13 protein-coding genes are annotated in these 17,627 nt (G+C 66.1%); 7 read left to right on the top strand and 6 right to left on the bottom strand.

The window, feature by feature from the left end:
* Window positions 1-45 precede the first annotated feature (45 nt).
* Window positions 46-1,791 carry a sensor histidine kinase gene (locus JAO74_RS03855; RefSeq protein WP_233150657.1) on the top strand — a complete coding sequence of 582 codons (1,746 nt, stop codon included), beginning with the start codon at window positions 46-48 and terminating at the stop codon, window positions 1,789-1,791.
* On the top strand, window positions 1,788-3,092 hold the full coding sequence (locus JAO74_RS03850; protein WP_199035339.1) for a sigma-54-dependent transcriptional regulator: 1,305 nt from the start codon (window positions 1,788-1,790) through the stop codon (window positions 3,090-3,092). Before JAO74_RS03855 ends, JAO74_RS03850 begins: the two co-directional genes overlap by 4 nt.
* Here JAO74_RS03850 and mprF read toward each other — a convergent pair.
* From mprF to JAO74_RS03830, 4 genes are all read right to left on the bottom strand, one after another.
* Window positions 3,087-5,651 carry a bifunctional lysylphosphatidylglycerol flippase/synthetase MprF gene (gene mprF, locus JAO74_RS03845; RefSeq protein WP_199035338.1) on the bottom strand — a complete coding sequence of 855 codons (2,565 nt, stop codon included), beginning with the start codon at window positions 5,649-5,651 and terminating at the stop codon, window positions 3,087-3,089. The genes JAO74_RS03850 and mprF overlap by 6 nt on opposite strands.
* Window positions 5,644-6,066, bottom strand: a complete 423-nt coding sequence (locus JAO74_RS03840) for a DUF2147 domain-containing protein (protein ID WP_199035337.1) — start codon at window positions 6,064-6,066, stop codon at window positions 5,644-5,646. Before JAO74_RS03840 ends, mprF begins: the two co-directional genes overlap by 8 nt.
* 81 nt (window positions 6,067-6,147) lie before the next feature.
* Window positions 6,148-6,501: a hypothetical protein gene (locus JAO74_RS03835; protein ID WP_332908724.1), complete on the bottom strand. Its 354-nt coding sequence runs from the start codon at window positions 6,499-6,501 to the stop codon at window positions 6,148-6,150.
* Window positions 6,482-7,345: a MipA/OmpV family protein gene (locus JAO74_RS03830; RefSeq protein WP_233150655.1), complete on the bottom strand. Its 864-nt coding sequence runs from the start codon at window positions 7,343-7,345 to the stop codon at window positions 6,482-6,484. Before JAO74_RS03830 ends, JAO74_RS03835 begins: the two co-directional genes overlap by 20 nt.
* A 157-nt stretch (window positions 7,346-7,502) precedes the next feature.
* Here JAO74_RS03830 and JAO74_RS03825 point away from each other — a divergent pair, with 157 nt between their 5' ends.
* From JAO74_RS03825 to JAO74_RS03810, 4 genes are read left to right on the top strand one after another with little or no spacing between them, the layout of a single operon-like run.
* Window positions 7,503-8,027, top strand: coding sequence for a DUF1003 domain-containing protein (locus tag JAO74_RS03825; RefSeq protein ID WP_199035335.1), 525 nt, complete (start codon window positions 7,503-7,505; stop codon window positions 8,025-8,027).
* Window positions 8,024-8,380 (top strand): PDZ domain-containing protein, encoded by a 357-nt coding sequence (locus tag JAO74_RS03820; RefSeq protein WP_199035334.1) that lies wholly within the window; start codon window positions 8,024-8,026, stop codon window positions 8,378-8,380. The genes JAO74_RS03825 and JAO74_RS03820 overlap by 4 nt, the downstream gene beginning before the upstream one ends.
* Window positions 8,377-9,063: a winged helix-turn-helix domain-containing protein gene (locus JAO74_RS03815; protein ID WP_199035332.1), complete on the top strand. Its 687-nt coding sequence runs from the start codon at window positions 8,377-8,379 to the stop codon at window positions 9,061-9,063. The genes JAO74_RS03820 and JAO74_RS03815 overlap by 4 nt, the downstream gene beginning before the upstream one ends.
* 2 nt (window positions 9,064-9,065) lie before the next feature.
* Window positions 9,066-10,412, top strand: a complete 1,347-nt coding sequence (locus tag JAO74_RS03810; RefSeq protein WP_233150654.1) for a sensor histidine kinase — start codon at window positions 9,066-9,068, stop codon at window positions 10,410-10,412.
* Between the two features lie 18 nt (window positions 10,413-10,430).
* On the opposite strand, the gene JAO74_RS03805 is transcribed toward JAO74_RS03810, so the two are convergent.
* Window positions 10,431-13,730, bottom strand: a complete 3,300-nt coding sequence (locus JAO74_RS03805) for a glycosyltransferase (protein ID WP_199035330.1) — start codon at window positions 13,728-13,730, stop codon at window positions 10,431-10,433.
* A gap of 168 nt (window positions 13,731-13,898) precedes the next feature.
* On the opposite strand from JAO74_RS03805, the gene JAO74_RS03800 reads away from it, so the two are divergent.
* Window positions 13,899-14,645, top strand: a complete 747-nt coding sequence (locus JAO74_RS03800; RefSeq protein ID WP_199035322.1) for an AcvB/VirJ family lysyl-phosphatidylglycerol hydrolase — start codon at window positions 13,899-13,901, stop codon at window positions 14,643-14,645.
* 158 nt (window positions 14,646-14,803) lie between these two features.
* Here the strand turns inward: JAO74_RS03800 and JAO74_RS03795 are convergent, their stop codons facing one another.
* Window positions 14,804-17,599 (bottom strand): TonB-dependent receptor, encoded by a 2,796-nt coding sequence (locus JAO74_RS03795; RefSeq protein WP_199035320.1) that lies wholly within the window; start codon window positions 17,597-17,599, stop codon window positions 14,804-14,806.
* Window positions 17,600-17,627: the final 28 nt, after the last annotated feature.

The raw sequence follows: 17,627 nt of genomic DNA, 5'->3' as shown, positions 1-17,627 counted from the left end.
GTGCAGGAATTTGCACAGGACGCTTGTGGGACTTGAACATCGATCATGAGGACGATGACGGCACGGTGGTGGCGATGGGCGCTGTTGATCGCGGTGCTGCCGGTTGCCGCCGCCTTGATCGTGGGAGGGATCGCCCAACGTCAGGCGCTGGCCCGGTTGGCGACGGCGACGCAGATCGATGCGCGGTTGCGACAGGCGTTGCTAATTAGCGAGGTCGCCCGGTTTCGGTTGCTGCCGCTGGCGCTGGCGGGCGATCGCGATCTGCTGGCGGCTGTCACGGGAGAGCAGAGCGCCCGCCGTCTGCTGAATGTCAAACTGGAAGCACTGGCCGATACGACCGGCGCAGCGGTGATCTATGTCCTTGATCCGCAAGGGCGCGCGATCGCGGCCAGCAACTGGCGTACCCCCGGCAGTTTTATCGGACAGGATTATGCGTTCCGGCCCTATTATGTCGAAGCGGAACGTCGCGGTTCGGCCAGCCAGTTCGGCCTCGGCACGGTCAGCCGCCGGCCGGGCCTGTATCTGAGCCGCCGGGTCGCCGGAGGCGGCGTGATCGTCGTGAAACTGGAATTCAACCGGATCGAACGGCAATGGCGGCAGGCGGGCGGCATCACGTTGATAACCGACGCCGCTGGCGTGGTTCTCGTCACCAGTCGTCCCGACTGGCGTTTCGCGACCACCGGGCCGCTACCGGCCGATCGCGCCGCGCGTATCCGGACCGAGTTGCAATCCGGCGCGGGGTCGCTGCTGCCGCTACCACTCCGTTCGCTGTCGTCGGACCCACGACGGGTCGTCGTCGCGGGCACGGCCGCACCGATGTTGAAGGAGCGGCTTGCCCCGGTCGATGGCTGGCAACTGGCGCTGATCGTCCCAACAGGCGATGTCGAACGGACGATGCGCAGCGCCCAGATCGCCACCGTGTTCGCCATGCTGGCGCTGATCGGTCTGGCCTGGGGCATCTGCGAACGGAATCGCCGCCGCGCAGTACAGATCGCAAGCGCCGCCGCCCGGACGGCCGAATTGCAGGAAGCCGTCGCGATCCGTACCGCCGAACTGCGACGCGAAATGGACGAACGGATCGCCAGCGAAGCCCGTGCCGATACCTTGCGCGAGGGGCTGCGTCAGGCGAACCGGCTGGCCACGCTGGGTCAGGTGACTGCCAGTGTCGCGCACGAAACGGCACAGCCCGTGGCCGCGATCCGAACCTATGCCGCCAACAGCGAACGGCTATTGGAGCGCGGCGATAATAATCAGGTGCAGGCCAATCTTCAGGCGATCGGGCGACTGGCGGATCGCATCGGCACGGTGACCGCCGAACTCCGCGGCTTCGCCCGCAAGGGGGCGGGCGTGATCCAGCCCATCGCGCTGCATGAGGCGATCGATGGCGCGCAGTTGATCCTGAAGGAACGGCTGGCGGCGATCGACTTTCACGTACCCGATATCGCGCCCGACCTGCTCGTGCTGGCAGGCAAGGTCCGGCTGGAGCAGGTGTTGGTCAACCTGTTGCAGAATGCCGCCGAGGCGCTGGCCGACCGACCCGACGCGGCAATCATACTGACGGTCGATGTGACGGACGAAGAAGTTCACGTCGATATCGTCGATAACGGTCCGGGAATCGACGACACGGTGGCCGACCGGATATTCACGCCGTTCATCACCAGCCGGGCGTCCGGTCTGGGGCTGGGACTGGTGATCGCGCTCGACATCATGACCGATATGGGCGGCACGCTTCAATTGTTGCCAAGCGATCGCGGTGCCCGTTTTCGCCTGTCGCTGCGGCGGCCGGCATGAGCACCGGCGACCTTCCGATCGTTGCGCTGGTCGACGACGATGACGATCTCCGGACGGCGATCGCCCAGTTGCTTGATCTGGCCGGCTATCGGGTGATGGAGTTCCCCGGTGCACGGGCGGCGCTGGCAGCGATCGATGCTGCCTTTGGCGGTGTCGTCCTGACGGACGTACGGATGCCGCAGATGGGTGGTATCGAGTTCTTCCATGAGTTGCATCGGCGCGATGTCGACTTGCCGGTGATCCTGATGACCGGTCACGGCGACGTACCCATGGCGGTCGATGCGCTGAAATCCGGCGCCTGGGATTTCCTGACGAAACCGTTCGATCCGGAGGCGATGCTGGCGGCGGTCGGTCGCGCCATCGCGCATCGATCGCTGGTGTTCGACAACCGACGCCTGAGGACATTGGTCGAAAACAACGATGCCTCGCCATTGGTCGGTCGATCGCCGGCGATCGATCAGGTGCGCGGCATGATCGAACCGCTGGCGAATGCCGATATCGACATTCTGCTGGAGGGAGAAACCGGCACCGGCAAGGAGCTGGTGGCCCGGTTGATCCACCGGGCGGGGAAGCGGGCGCGGCACCCGTTCCTGTCGGTATCCTGTGCTGCGCTGCCCGATGCCTTGCTCGATGACGATCTGTTCGCGGAGACTGGCCGGATCGCGGCGGCGGGAGGTGGTACGCTGTTTCTGGACGACGTCGATCAGGCCTCACCCGCCTTCCATGCCCGCCTGACCCGACTGGTGGAGGAACGCACGATCGGCGGACGCGACATGATGCCGATCGATCTGCGGCTGACCGCGACGGCAGGCGAGCAGGCGATCGAGCGAATGCCCCCTGCCCTGTTCTATCGGCTCAGCGCGGTAAGGCTGCGGCTGCCGCCGTTGCGGGAGCGACTGGAGGACGTTCCGCTGCTTTTCGCGCACCTGCTCGACATATCGGCGTCGCGGATGCGGCGATCGGTGCCCGACCTGACCTATCCGATCCAGCAACGCCTGGCGTCACACGACTGGCCGGGCAACGTCCGCGAGCTCGCTCATTATGCCGACCGCGTGGTGATCGGCGTCGATGGCGCGATGGATGACGATGGCAGCGTCGATACACTGCCTGCGCGGGTGGACATGTTCGAACGACAGGCGATCATCGATGCGATCGTCCACGCCAAGGGCGAGATCGGTCTTGCGATCCAACGCCTCGGCGTGCCTCGCAAGACCTTCTATTACAAGGTTCAGCGACTGAATATCGATGTCGCTGCTCTCCGGCGTGAACTGGCCGCTGCCCGTTCGAGACGGGCATCATGATGGTATTCCCGGCAGGTCCCTGCCAGTCCGGCTGATGAGCCGGTTGAGGTTACGCAGCGCCTTGACCAGCGCCAGCCCATCCGGCCCAGCGATGTACCGGGGTGCCCAGAGCGGCGCGAATTTCTCCTTATAGGTTCTAAGACCGCGGAACCCATAAAGCCGTTCGCCATGGCGAAACAGCAGCGCGGCGATTTTCGCCCATGCCGGCGCCATTCGCCGTCCGGCGATGCCCGAGAGCGGCGCGAGGCCCAGTGCGAACCGCCGATAGCCTTGCGCCCGCCCCCACAGCATTAGTTCTACGAACAGGTAATCCATCACGCCCGATGGTGCATGATCGTCATGCCTCATCAGATCGAGCGACAATTCGCCTAGATCATCGGTGCGCCACACATTGGCGAACGCGACGATCTGTCCATCGACCCGAACGACGGCACAGTCGAACTGCGCCATATAGGCCGGGTCGAACCGCCCGAGGCTGAAACCCTTTTCCCGGTGGGCCTTGGCGCCCAGCCACGCGCTGGACACGATCGCCAGTTCCGGGATCAGGGCCGGCACCTCGGTCGCCGGAATCACGGCGAACGTCACGCCGTTCCGCGTCAGGCGGGCATGTGTCTGGCGCAGCGATCGCTTGCCGCTGCCCTCGACCGTGAAGCCGGTCAGGTCGACCAGCGCTTCCTCGCCGTATTTGATGATCGACAGGCCCATCTCGATCGCGATTTCCAGCACGTCGGCACTGATCTGGTACAGCAGCAACTGCCCCTGCGCCGCGTCGGCCATCGATCGCAATTGCCATAACAGGTCGGGCCATGCCGCCTTGGCGCCAACCGGATCGGCCATCGCGATCCAGCTGTTGCCATGCACCTGATACATGACGAACGCATCGCCATCCGCCGATACCAGAAAACGCTTGTCGCCGGTCAGCGCCAGCATCGCGTCCGTCCGCGTGGCGGTGGCAAGGATGGTGTCGATCTCTTCCGGTTCGACGGCCGCCGACGCCCGGACGGGGGCCGGCAGGAACAGCCACCACAGCGCCGCCGCCGCCAACGCGACTGCGATGCCCAGGCTGGACCGCAAAAAGCGGGACGCGTCATCGCCGACCGCGAACTGCCACCACAACGACTGCTCGTAATCGACATGCTTGTATGAAAAGAAGCCGACCCAGATCGCCGTGCCGATCACCGCGGCGATGCTGACGAGCCATGCCGCCGACAACGGCCGCCCGACAAGCGATGTCCGACGATAGAAAGCCGGCTTCGTCAGTTGCAGCAGACCGGCGATGGTCAGGCACACGATCGCTTCCTCGTAATCGATGCCCTTGAACAGGCTGAACGCCGCCCCCGCCAACAGCAGCGTCCGCGCCATCAGAAACGCGCCGTCCAGCCGCCGATACAGGCCCGGTGCGATCAGCAGCAGACCGGTGCCGACAAGGCTGGCCGCCAGATGAGAAGCCTCGATAAAGGGCAAGGGCATCACCGACGCCAGATCGCGCAGTCGCCCCGGCACCGATGGCAGCGATCCTGAAAGCAGCAGCACGGCCCCGCCGCCGAAACAGGCCGCGCCGAGCAACGAAGGTGCGATCCCCTCCGCCACGCGTCGCGCGCCGACGATCATTTGCGACGACAGGCGTCGTCGTGCTTCGTGCCAGCCGAGCGCGATGACGCCCAGCGCCAGCGGGAACAGATAATAGATGACGCGATAGGCGATCAACGCCGCGAACAAGGTGGTGCGATCGACGGGAATGGTCGCGATCGCCACCGCCTCGAACACGCCGATGCCACCGGGAACATGGCTGACCAGCGCCACGATGATCGCCAGCGCATAGCCCAGCACGAAGGCAGGCAGCAGCGACGGATCGGCACCGGGGATCAGCACGAACAGGGCGGCGCTGGCGGCGGCGAGGTCGATCGTCGCCACCGCGATCTGGGCGATCGCCTGGCCGGCGGTGGGCAGAGGCACGCTCCAGCCGCGCCACCCGATCCGGCGCGGTCCTTGCGCGCACAGCGCCACGAAGCCGATCGCCAGCACGACCACGAACCCTCCGGCCAGCGGCGGCACCCATATCGGCAACACCTTGCTGTCTATCGCCAGCGGTCCCGCATGCCCGAGCAGCGCGAAGCCGGTGACGGTCAGCACCCCCATCCAGAACGTGGCGCCCGCAATCGCTACGACGCGGGCGACATCGGGGCCGTCCAGCCCGGCGGCGGTGTAGATGCGGTAGCGGGCAGACCCCCCGGTCAGCAGCGACAGGCCCAGATTATGGCTGAGCGTGTAGCTGGTGAACGAGGCCAGCGCGGCGGTGCGCCATGGCAACGGTCGGCCGACGATGCGCAGGGCGAGCACATCGTACAGGGTCAATGCGGCATAGCTGATCGCGGTCAGGAGCAGCGCCATCGCGACCTGCCCCCGGCCGATCGCATCGAACGCGGCGGACACGTCGGCCAGGCGGATCTGCCGGGTCAGATGGTGAAGCGCGCCCAGCCCGATCGCGACCACCACGGCGACGACTGCCGCGGTCACATAGGCGCGGTGGCCGCGTATCCAGTCCGGCATATTATGCATCCGGCAGATGCTCGATCCGGCGCCAGACCTGCGATTTGCAGATGAACCCGCCGATCAGACACCCTTTCACCTTCAACCGGTCGCGATCGAGGAGCGTAATGGTCGACGAGAAATGACGGTCCATATCGGGGACGAAGATCGTGCCGGACCAGTTGCTGGCATTGCTCGGCTGATAATCCTGCAACAACGCCACGCCGATCAACGGATCGACACCTTCTTCGCGGGCATCCGATTTCGCTTCGGCATTGGCCCAGGCGACCCAGCCGCACAGCTTGGACCCGCAATCGCCGGCGCGTACCGCGACGCTGTTGTACGGGTTCATCCAGAGCCCCGCGATGGCATCGCCGGGACGTTGGGCGGCGGCGGGCACGGCCATGGTCGCCGCAACGACGGCAAGCCCGATAATACAACGCATGACGGCAACCCTCTCCCGATGATGGACTGCCTGATAGGCCGGGCGAGGTGACCGGCTGTTGGGGGGGCTGTGAACTTTACGTCATGTGACGGTGTAGGTGATGATGAAGCAGGCGCCGGTCAGCAGCACCATCGCGACGATGAAACTATGGTCGGCGATCCGTTCCAGCCAGTGCAACCGGCGTTCACTGCCGCCGCGTAGCGCGAAGTAGGAACTCAGTGTCGCGAAGAGGAACAGCAGCGCGTCGAACGACAACAGGTCGTCGGCGATCGATCCGTGACGCTTCACCGACACCACGACATGGAGCAGACCGATCCCTGTCAGGCAGACACCGACCATGCCGGCCGCGATCGGACAGATCAGGCGACAGATGCGCTGGTCCAGCAACGCCGCCCGCGTCCGGAATGGTCGGGGATCAGAAGGTATAGGCGACACCCAATGCTCCGTTCCACTGACCGGCGTTGCCCGCATCGGCCACGATCGGGGAGCGGGCGTAGCGACCGAGCAGCCGCTGATGCCCCGCCGTCGCGAAGACGGTCAGACCATGCGTCAGGTCTCCGGTCAGCGAGTGCGCGGCCAGCATGCTCGTGTTCCAGTCCTGCCAGCCGGCCCGGTCCGCCCCTCCATAGGCGGCAAGGCCGCTCGCGGCGGCGCCAACGGTCGAGATGTCGAAATAATAGCTGCCGAAGCCGCGCCCGATATAATCGGCACCCGCGGACAGGCTGACATAATCCTTATGCGACAGCGGCGTCGAATAGCTGATGCTCGGGCTGACCATGTAACTGCGATGCGCGTTGCCGACGTCGCGCTGATAAGACGCGGTGATCGACAGTGTGTCGTACGGGCTGGTGACGACACCGGTGCGCTGCATACCGCCCCAGACGCCGACCTCCCATGCGGTATTCAACTCACCCAGCGCAGAGACGCGAGGATCGCCGATCCGGGTCGTCCGGTTCAGACGCGCGGCGATGAGCGGGCCGAGCTGCGGCTTCCATCCCGTGCCGCCATGGCCCTTGATCGCATCGACATAGAGCGACGACCCCGCCGTGTCGAAGGCGATGCCCGACACCTGCCCCTGCACCGCGATACCGGGCACGAGAATGTACTGGTCGGACCCGGTATAGCTCGGCAGCAGCGCCGGCCCGATGCCGATCGTGATGCGATCCGCGCCCAGATCGACGCTGGCTGGCGGCGGGGACGAAGCGTTCTGCGCGATCGCGGGGCTGGTCATCGTCAGCAATATGGCCGGGGCCGCCAGCTGGAGGAGCGTGTTGGTCATCTCGCGCTGATAGGGGGCGGCACCCGGCAACAAGCTGGCGAATTCATGACGATCACGCCAGCTTCGCCATCGCCCAGTATGACACGACCGTCATGATGCGCCCACGCCGCGCCAAGCCGGGGGATGGCACACAGGTCGCGAACCGAGGATTCCCGTCATGGCCAACACTCCCTTTCGCCATCTGGCGTCACGCATCACCGGCGATCGCGCCCGCGCGCTGGACCCCGAAGAAGAGCGCGTGCTCGACAAGATGAACGAACGCCTGCCCATTTCGCGCGATGCCGCGGATGTAGCCGACGAGCGGTCCACGATCGGCGAGCGGCTGGCCGACCGGGTGGCGGCAATCGGCGGTTCATGGGGCTTCATCATCGCCTTCACCTGCGTGCTCGTCGGCTGGATGCTGTTGAACAGCGACGTGCTGACGCATTGGGGACATGCGTTCGACCCATATCCCTACATCTTCCTCAACCTGTTGCTGTCGACGCTGGCGGCGATCCAGGCGCCGGTCATCATGATGAGCCAGAACCGGCAGGCATCGAAGGATCGGCTGGCCGCGAGCCTCGACTATGAAGTCAATCTGCGGACCGAGCTGGAGATTCTGCGGCTGCACGAGAAACTGGATGTCGCCATTGCGGAACGGCTCGACCAGTTGCTGGCGGCCACGGTGGACACCGCACGGTGAACGGCTTGCGCGCCGCTGGCCTTGGCGCGGGGGGCGCCGTGCTGATCGGCTCGTTCGCGGCGACGTTGGTGTCGAGCTATTCGGCCGACCGTCGCCCCTCATCGGTGGGCGGCGCCACCTTCGTCGTGGTCGACCGCCGTCTGGTGGTGACCAGTCTTCGCACCGGCGGTGCCGAGGGTGCGGCGGGCCTGCAGGTCGGCGATATGATCGAGGCGGCGAATGGTGTCCCCCGGCCCACGCTCCGTATCCTTACACAGGCTGAAAATTATGGCATCGTTTCGCTGCGGGTGCGACGGCATGGTGACGTGATCCCGGTGACGCTGCTACAGCCGCCGCCGGGAGGGCCGACGTGACGAAAATCCTATTGGTCGAAGACGACGATACCACCGCTGATTACGTGGCCAATGGCCTGAAGGAGGAGGGTTTCGTCGTCGATCGCGCGGCGACCGGGCGTGACGGCCTGTTCCACGCCACGGATGGCAGTTACGACTGCATCGTGCTGGATCGGATGCTGCCCGGCATGGACGGCATGGCGGCGCTGGCGGCGATGCGGGCGGCGGGGGTGGCGACGCCGGTGCTGATCCTGTCGGCGATGAGTTCGCCCGACGACCGCGTCGCGGGTCTGACCTCCGGCTCCGACGATTATCTGACCAAGCCGTTCGTCTTCGCGGAATTGCTGGCGCGGGTGCGATTGCTGGTGCGGCGTGGCCAGAGCGGTGGGCCGGCGGTGGAGACCAGGATCGGTTGCGACGATCTGGAAATGGACCTGCTGGCGCACCGGGTGAAGCGCGGCGACAAGGTTCTGGAACTGCAACCGCGCGAGTATCGGCTGCTCGAATTCCTGCTTCGCCATGTCGACCAGGTCGTCACCCGCACGATGTTGCTGGAGGGCGTGTGGGATTATCATTTCGATCCGGGTACGAACGTCACCGACGTCCACATCAGCCGCCTGCGCAAGAAGGTAGATGAAGGACATGCCCGCCCGCTGCTCCACACGGTGCGCGGGTCGGGATACAAACTGAGCATGGCGCCATAGGGTTGCGCCTGCCCCGATCGACCACGCTGCGATTTGCGGGGCTGGTCTTTGCGTTGCAACTGGCCGGCGCGGGCGCGACGCTGGTCACGGTGCGCGAGATCACGCGTGGACAGATCACGGCGGAGGCGGAGCGAAACGCCACGCGGATGCGCGATACGTTGCTCGCCGCGTACCGTGATGGCGGCACGACCCGTTTGGGGTCGATGATCGCCATGCGGCTACGGCAACATCGCGTGGCGCAGTCGGTCGTGTTGCTGGTCGATCGTCGCGGCCGGTTTCTGGCCGGCAATGTCGGCGATTGGCCGCCGATCGTCGGGCCGGGCGGGTTTGCCACCACGATCGAGATTTTCCGGATCGGCCGTGACGATCCCGAACGGATGCGCGTCGTCGCCACCGCGCTGCCCGATGGCGGCAAGCTGCTGACCGGGCATGTCGTGGAGAGCGAACTGCGCTTCGCCCGCGCGATGGAAGAGGCTATGGCGGTCGCGATGGCGGTCGCCTTGGCACTGGCCGGTTTCGCCGGCTGGATCGCCGCCCGGATGATCGAGGCGCGGCTGGGCCGGACGGTGGAGGTCGCGACGGCCGTGGCCGATGGCGATCTCCACCGTCGCGTCGCACCGGGCGGGGGCGACGATGCATTCGAGGCGCTGGGCGCGGCGGTGAATGCGATGCTCGATCGGATCGCGGTGCTGGTCGGTGAATTGAAGATGGCCACCGATGGTCTGGCGCACGATCTTCGCTCCCCTCTGACCCGGTTGCGCGTTACGCTGGAACGGGCGCTGGCGGCGGCGGAGAACGAGCCAGGTCGCGTCGCCGTGCTGCGAGCGATGGACGAGGGGGACCGTCTGCTGACGATGCTCGACACAGCGTTGCGCATCACCCGCGCCGAAGCTGGACTGGGTCGCGACGCCTTTGCGGAAACCGACATGGCCGCCCTCGTCCGCAATGTCGCCGACATGTTCGAACCGCTGGCGGAGGATCGCGGCATGACCGTGGCGGCGGTGACCCCGCCAGTGTCGCTGGTCGTCGCGCATCGCGAGCTGCTCAGTCAGGCATTGTCCAATCTCGTCGACAATGCCCTGAAATATGGCGCTGGCCATGTGTCGATCACGGTCGAGGACGAACCGGAAGCCGTGGCGATCGTCGTGGCGGATGACGGCCCGGGCATTCCGGCCGACCGCCGCGATGATGCGCTGAGGCGGTTCGGGCGACTGGATGCGGCACGGGCGGAAAGCGGTGCCGGACTTGGCCTGTCGCTCGTCGCGGCCGTGGCGCATCTTCATGGCGGCACGCTGACGTTGGGCGACCATGGGCCGGGGCTGGCGGCGAGACTGACGATCGCGCGCTGATCCCCGGCCCATCGCTCGTCAGCCGCTCGTCGCCTGAACGCTGCCCGTCCGCTCCAGCTTACCCCAGCCGACAATCCAGCCGCCGATCGCTGACGAGATCGCGCGCAGGACGACCCAGTACATGATCTGGCGATACACCAGCCGCTGCGCGACCAATAGATGCGCCGGATACCGCGCCTTGTGCCCGTCGAGGTGATAGGCGACCCAGCCACACGCCACGTCGATCGCGGTGAAGGCGAGCCAGTATATCCCCATCCGGCCGACATCGCCGCTCGTCTGCGCCCAGCCATGCTGCGTGATCCGCAGCGTGGTGCCGACGATCGACAGCAGCAGCGCGAGATCGATCAAGGGCGAGATCGCGGCAAAGGCGATCTGGAACAGCCAAGCCTGGGGCAAACCGACCCGGGCAAGGCCGGCGGGCTTGCCGGTCCGCAGGATGCGGCGATGCTTCCACAGGCACTGGAGCGTCCCGAACGCCCAGCGATATCGCTGTTTGGCCAGCGCGCGGAACGTTTCCGGCGCCTCCGTCCAGGCTACGGCACGGGGATCATAGGTCACGCGCCAGCCGGCGCGCTGGATCGCGATGGTCAGGTCCTGATCCTCGGCCAGCGTATCTTCGGGATAACCGCCGACAGCATCAAGCGCCGCCCGCCGCCATGCGCCGACCGCACCCGGCACCACCGTCATCGCGTCGAATCCGGCAAGGGCGCGGCGTTCAAGGTTTTGGGCGGTGATGTATTCGACCGCCTGCCAGCGGGTGACGAGGTTCACGCGGTTGCCAACGCGCGCATCGCCCGCCACCGCCCCAATCACTGGATCGGCGAACCAGCGCGCCAGCCGACCGATCGTTTCCGGTTCGAACTGGGTATCGGCGTCCAGCGCGATGACGACTTCACCACGAGCCTGCAAAAACGCGCGGTTCAGCGCCGCCGCCTTGCCGCCGTTGACCAGCGTCAGCAGGGTCACGCGCGGATCGTCGGCAAAGGCGCGGGCGACGACGGCGCTGGTGCCGTCCTTCGACCCGTCGTCGACGACGATGACCTGCAGGCCGGGATAATCGCTCGCCAGCACGCGGGCCACGGACGATTCGATCACCCGTTCCTCGTTATAGGCGGGGATGATGACCGACACCTGCGGCTGGAACACCGGGGGCGCCAGCCGTGGCTTGCGGGCTTGTACCCAGGCGAGCGCCGCCATCAGCACCGCACGGGCGATGCCGAGCGCGATGGCAAGATAGAACAGCCACGCCAGCACGACAGCGATGAGCGCAAGGATGATGAAGATCGTCACGTCGGTCCGCACCGCCAGCAGGTCGCGGCCCTTGACCAGCGGCATCGCCACCGACTGCGGCACGCCGACTAGTTGACTGGCGGTGACGAAACTATACCCCTTCGCCCGGAGCGTCGCGATGATGCGCGGCAGGGCCGCCACCGTCTGTTCGCGATCGCCGCCGCCATCGTGCAACAGGATGACGTTGCCGGAGTTCATCGGCGTCGCGGTCTCGACTTGGGCGACAACCTGATCGACGATCGCGTCGGTGCCGGGCCGCTGCCAGTCGTTGGGATCGACGTGCAGGCCGACGACGGTATAGCCCTGTTCCTGCGCCAGCATCGCCGGCCCGATCTCGTCCGCCGTCGTCGGTTCGGCGTCGCCGAAATAGGGTGCACGAAACAGCGTCGTGGAGCGGCCGGTATACGCCTCGATCAGGCGCTGGGTCGCGTTCAGTTCCAGCCGCGTGGTGCGCTCCCCCGTCGTGGCGAGGTTGGGGTGCGTATAGGTGTGGTTGCCGATCTCGCTGCCGTCGTCGACGATGCGGCGAAGCAGGCCGGGATGTTCCAGCGCGTTCTCACCGATGACGAAGAACGTCGCCGGGACATGCGCCTGTTCCAGCACGTCGAGGATGCGCGGCGTCCATGTCGGGTCCGGGCCATCGTCGAACGTCAGCGCCAGCGACTTCGCGCTCGCCCCTGCCCGCTGCACGACATAGGGGGTCGGCAACACCTGATAGTCTTCGCGCCGGATCATGCCCTGCGGGTCGAAGCCGATGCGGCGAAGGCCCTCCGTAGGGGACGAGGTGATGCGCAGGATTTCGCCGTTCCCCTCGACGTCGACGTTCAGCGCGGATTGCAGGCGGTTCAGCACCGGCACCTTGGCCGGCGTGCGGAATGCGGCAAAGTCGGCCCAGATGCCGGGGTCTTCGCTGCCCAGCCGCCACATCGCGACATCGTCGATGCCCAGTTTGCGCAGGGCCGCCAGCTGGTTCCAGCTGGTCGCGGCGTCGAGCATCCAGACCTGATGACGTTCGCCATCCTCGGTATAGGCGAAACCCGCATTGCCGCTAGTCGCATCGAAGCTGACGGGGGCGCGGCTGTCATGTGCCGCCAGCCATGCCTCCTCGATCGACAGCGCGTCGGCACCCTTGCCGTGCCAGTCATAGGCATAGCTGCCAAGCGCGACGACCAGCCGGTCGCGACCGACCTGCCGCACCGCATCCTCGACCACGTTCAGGAACCAAGACTGCGAGGCGATCGGGCCGGGCGTGCCGCTTTCCCAATGTTCGTCATAGGCCATCAGGATGATCCGGTCGGCGACTCTGGCGAACTGTGCCAGTTGCCAGTCGGCATCATCGGCCGGCACGGTGATCGCCAGTTGCGACCCCTTGGGCAGGGCGGCACGCAGTTGGGCGAGGAAGCCGGCATAGGCGTGCTGCGACCCCGCCGGCAGGTTCTCGAAATCCATCACCAGACCGGCGTCGTGGCGCTGGGCGACCATCGCCGCCAGCCGAGCGATCACCGCCTGACGGCGGGCGCGGTCGGCGAACAAACGAGCGACCATGTCGCCGTCCCACTGATCGCCGACGAGGTTCTGGACCATCGGCAGCAACCGGGGTGCACGGGGCGTGGCGGCGACCAGCTGTTCGAGCTGCGGATCGGTTTCCACCGTCACCCTGCCGCCGGCGCCGACATTGACCATCGCCGGCACCAGCCAGTCGAGCCTATGGATATGGCGGCGCAGCGAGGCGAGGCCCGCGTCGTCGCCGGGAACGTAGAAACCGACCGTCAGCGGCGTTCCCGGTGCGCCGGTCGTCCGTTCGGGCAGCCAGTGGCGCTGGTGATGCACCTTGTTGCCGCGCGGTTCGAACAGCTCGCCGTGGCGGCGGGCGAAGGGCAGCGGCAGGCCATGGGCACGCGGCGTAACGACCAGCGTCGTGGCGAAGGCGATCGCGGCGAGGACGATGCCGGCGATGATGATCGCGACCACGCGCCGTGACCACACGCTGCGGCGACCGCTGGGATCGAAGAAGATCGGTTTGCTCACGAACAGGCTCCCGGACACCCACCACCTGGGCGATCGATTGATGATCGCGCCCTAGCGGCGCGCTGACGGTCGGGCGGTGAGCGGCGAATGAAACATTTGTCATGATCCGGAAGGCGGCCGGTCGGCCCCGGTCCGCGAAGGACGATCCTGCCCAAGGAGTATCCGTCCATGCCCTCCCCGACGACCGCCACCGCCCCGTCCAAAACCCGGCGATGGCGCCGCGTCCTGATCGCCGTGGCGGTCGTCGTGTTGGCCTTGGCCGGGCTTTTGGCGGCGACCGGGTTCTTCGACCGCGATCCGATGCATGTCTATGAGGCGCAGGGGCCGCGGTCTTCGGTGGGGGCGTTGTTCTTTTCAGGCGATCTGGGCCTGCGGTTCGGCATGGGGGCGGCGACGACGCAGGCGCTGGCGGCGCATGGGATCGAGACGGTCGGGTTCAATTCGCCGACGCTGTTCGGCACGCGGCAGACACGAGTCCAGACCGATGCGATCATCGCGCAGGCGGTGCGTCAGGGGCTGGCGCGGCTGGGGACCGAACGGATCGTCCTGATCGGCCAATCTTACGGCGCGGACGTGTTGCAGACCGGGTTGGCCGCCCTGCCCGCCGATCTGCGTCGTCATGTCGCGGCGGTCATTCTGGTCGTGCCGGGTGAGACGGTGTATCTGCGCGCCGACCCATCCGGCCTCGCCTATCGAGGGACGCCGGACAGCCGGGCGGATACGACCGCCAACCTGATCGACTGGACGCCGCTTACCTGCATCTATGGCAAGCAGGAGACCGACAGCCTGTGCCCGCAGATCCGCCTGCCGAACGCGCGGATCGTCGGGATGCCGGGGGGCCATTTCCTGAGCCACGATGCCGACGGTCTGACCGCGAATGTGCTGCGGGCGGTCGCGCTGGCGGCCCGTGGTTGACGCGGAAAGTCGCTAAAGTCACAATAGCGCACGTGCTCGCGCGGGCGTGCCCGCGCGAGGGAGGCATCGTAACGCCGGCGTTCGACGGTTGAGAAAGAGCGAGCGATCGAGGGATATACGAGGATGGCGGTGTAGGACACCGCCATCCTCGTGATCGGTCACATCTTCATCGTCAGGCTGAACTGATAGACGCGGCCGGTTTCCATATAGCCGCCATTACGATCGTTGGAGATGTACTTCTTCGACTTGCCGACCGTCGCCCAATAGGTGTGCTGGTCGAGCAGGTTGCGGACCGATGCGCCGATTTCGAGGTTGTCGGTCACTTCGTACGCCAACCCGAAGTTCAGTTCGCCGACCGACTGGACATAGATGTCGGGCTGGGAGTCCTGCACCGTCGCCAGGAAGCGGCCGGTGTGGTTGTACCAGAGATTGGTGCGAACCGGGCCGGCGGCATAGAACAGCTCGGCATTGAAGATCAGGTCGGGCGCCTGTGGCAGGCTGGTCCGGCGGATGTCAGTGGCGGAAATCTGATAGTTCGCCTCGGTATTCTGGTAGGTGACGTTGCCGCCGATGCCGAGATTGCCGAGCATGCTCGACCCCGCCAGATCGCCGAGCGTGAAACGGCCGGACAGTTCGATGCCCTTGGCATTGCCGCCAAGCCCGTTGGTCGGACGGATCAGGATCGTGCCCGCGCTGCTGCCGGCCTGCGCCACCGAACGGGTGCCGGTCGGCACGAGGATGTTCTTCAGGTCCTTGTAGTACAGGGAAAGCTGTACGTAGCGGCCGACGCCGGCATAATATTCGATGCCTGCGTCATAGCTCCAAGCCTCGACCGGTTTCAGGTCGGGATTGGGCTGGACGATCGTCACGACACCGGCGCTCGACGGCTCGCTGATCTGGGTAGGGCCGGCGATCTGGTCGAAGGCGGGGCGGGCATAGCTGGACCGCACCGCACCGCGCACGACCAGCCGGTCGTCGGGCTTCCACGCCGCCAGGATGCTGGGGTCGACATGATCGTACTGGCGGCCGGCGCTGACGAAGCGGGCGCCGTTGGCATCGCGGAGGAAGAAGCGGGCCGAGAAGTCGTTGTCCTCGTACCGGACGCCGGGGGTGATCTCTAGCGTTCCCAGCTTCAGGTCGGCGGTGGCGTACACCGCCTTGCGCTTCTCGTTGCCGTCGAGCAGCCCCTGGTTGATCGTATTCGCCGACACGCCGGCCAGCACACCGGGGACATATTGGCGCGCCTGTGCGTCCAGCTGCTGGCGCGACAGGACCTTGATCGGCCGGGGCGGATAGTAATCGAGGAAGCCGTTCAGCACGTCGCCCAGATACTGGTTGATCGTCGGCCCCGTCACGGTGCCGTTCTGAAGCGGCGTGAGGAAGCGATAGCGCGTGTTGTCGGGTGCCAGGCTGCGTCCCTTGCGATCCGAATCCTCGTACAGGCCGCCGATGGTGACGCCGGTCAGCACGCCCTCATTCTGCCAGCCGATGCTGCCCTTCAGCGTCTTCTTCGTTTCCGACAGATAGTCATAACCCTTTTGCACGTAGAGCTGGGTCGGGCGATCGAGCGACGAGATATAGGCGATGGCGGCCGACGACAGCACGGGGCGCGGCGACTTGTTGTTCGACAAATCGACGTTCACCCCCGCGCTGGCCGCGCCGGTGTTCGACGCCGCGCCGTTGAAGGCGATGCCGCGGAACGCCGCCTCGATCCGGTTCGGCTGGTCGAGGCGACCATCGGCATAGGCACCCTCGATCGATGCGGTAAACGCCCCGGCATGCGCCCTGGCCCCGATCTGCGCCGACAGCAGTTCCTGTTCGATATCCTCGGTACGGAAATAGCTGGCCGGATTGATGCCATAGGGCGTGTACACGCCGGCGGCATTGTACGACCCGTTCGGATTGGGGTTGGTCTGGCCGCGTGTCAGTTCGTTGCGGAGCGCGGTCTGGTTCATCGTATTGGTGTTCAGGTACGTGGCGTAATTGATCCGCGCGAACAGATCGACGGGATCGCTGCGGAAATCGAACGATCCCGTCGCGCCGTAGCGCTTGATCTTGTTGTTGTAGAAATTCCACTGGACGCCGTCGGCCGACAGCGCATCGCCATTGGCGCGGGCGGTGCCGACGTTGAAGCTCGTCGTCTTGTAATCATTCTGGACGGCGGTCGATTCGGCGGTGTTGCCGCGTTCCTCGTAATAGCCGGCGACGTAGATGCCGAACTGGTTGTGGTCACCGAAGCGCTGTGCGGTGTCGAGGCCGATCGCACCGCCGAACCCCTCCTGCTTGCGACGGATGGCCAGTTTGGCACCCTGCGCCAGCACGCGGCCACGGATGAACGACGCGGCGAAATCGAACGCGGTCGGGGTACGCAGGTCGAGATTGCCGGCGATCGAATCCGCGTCCTTGGCGGCGCCCGGCGTCTTGTCGGCTACGATGTTGCCGATCGCGAAGGGCGAAAACAGGTTGAGCGAGATGGCGCGCGAATTGCCCGACGTGTGCGGCAGGCGGACGCCGTCCAGCGTATAGGCGTTGTAGCCGGTGTCGAAGCCGCGGATGGTGACGTACTGCGCTTCGCCCGTCGCGCTCTGGTTGCGGCCTTGGTCGCGGCTGACCGAGACGCCTGGCAACTGCTTGGCGAGATCGGCGATGCTGGTCTGCGAATGGATGGCCACGTCGCCGACGGTGACGATGTCGAGCACGCCGACGGCGGCGCGTTCTTCCGCGATCGCGCTCTGCTGGCGGCGGCCGTTGACGACGATATCGTCGGTCAGGGATTCGCTGGCGGTCTGGCCCGACTGGTCGGGATTCGGGGCGGGATCGGCCGCCACCGTCGCATCGTCAGACGCCGGGGCGACGGCGGCGACGCCCGTGACCTGCGCGGCGGCGGTGCCGGCGATGGTCATGCCGATCACGGCGACCGCGCTGCCCAGCAGGCGGATCTTCAACACGTTCATTATTGTTACCCTGTATGATGTATGTTGG

The organism is Sphingomonas mollis, assembly GCF_016427505.1.
GTDB lineage: Bacteria > Pseudomonadota > Alphaproteobacteria > Sphingomonadales > Sphingomonadaceae > Sphingomonas > Sphingomonas mollis.
This window is presented reverse-complemented; position numbering and strand designations above follow the sequence as displayed.

What these genes read in the sequence shown, in the direction of transcription:
- mprF (WP_199035338.1), bottom strand. Translation starts at nt 5,651, where the DNA reads ATGCATAATATGCCGGACTGGATACGCGGCCACCGCGCCTATGTGACC.
- JAO74_RS03795 (WP_199035320.1), bottom strand. Translation starts at nt 17,599, where the DNA reads ATGAACGTGTTGAAGATCCGCCTGCTGGGCAGCGCGGTCGCCGTGATC.
- JAO74_RS03840 (WP_199035337.1), bottom strand. Translation starts at nt 6,066, where the DNA reads ATGCGTTGTATTATCGGGCTTGCCGTCGTTGCGGCGACCATGGCCGTG.
- JAO74_RS03830 (WP_233150655.1), bottom strand. Translation starts at nt 7,345, where the DNA reads ATGACCAACACGCTCCTCCAGCTGGCGGCCCCGGCCATATTGCTGACG.
- JAO74_RS03855 (WP_233150657.1), top strand. Translation starts at nt 46, where the DNA reads ATGAGGACGATGACGGCACGGTGGTGGCGATGGGCGCTGTTGATCGCG.
- JAO74_RS03850 (WP_199035339.1), top strand. Translation starts at nt 1,788, where the DNA reads ATGAGCACCGGCGACCTTCCGATCGTTGCGCTGGTCGACGACGATGAC.
- JAO74_RS03825 (WP_199035335.1), top strand. Translation starts at nt 7,503, where the DNA reads ATGGCCAACACTCCCTTTCGCCATCTGGCGTCACGCATCACCGGCGAT.
- JAO74_RS03800 (WP_199035322.1), top strand. Translation starts at nt 13,899, where the DNA reads ATGCCCTCCCCGACGACCGCCACCGCCCCGTCCAAAACCCGGCGATGG.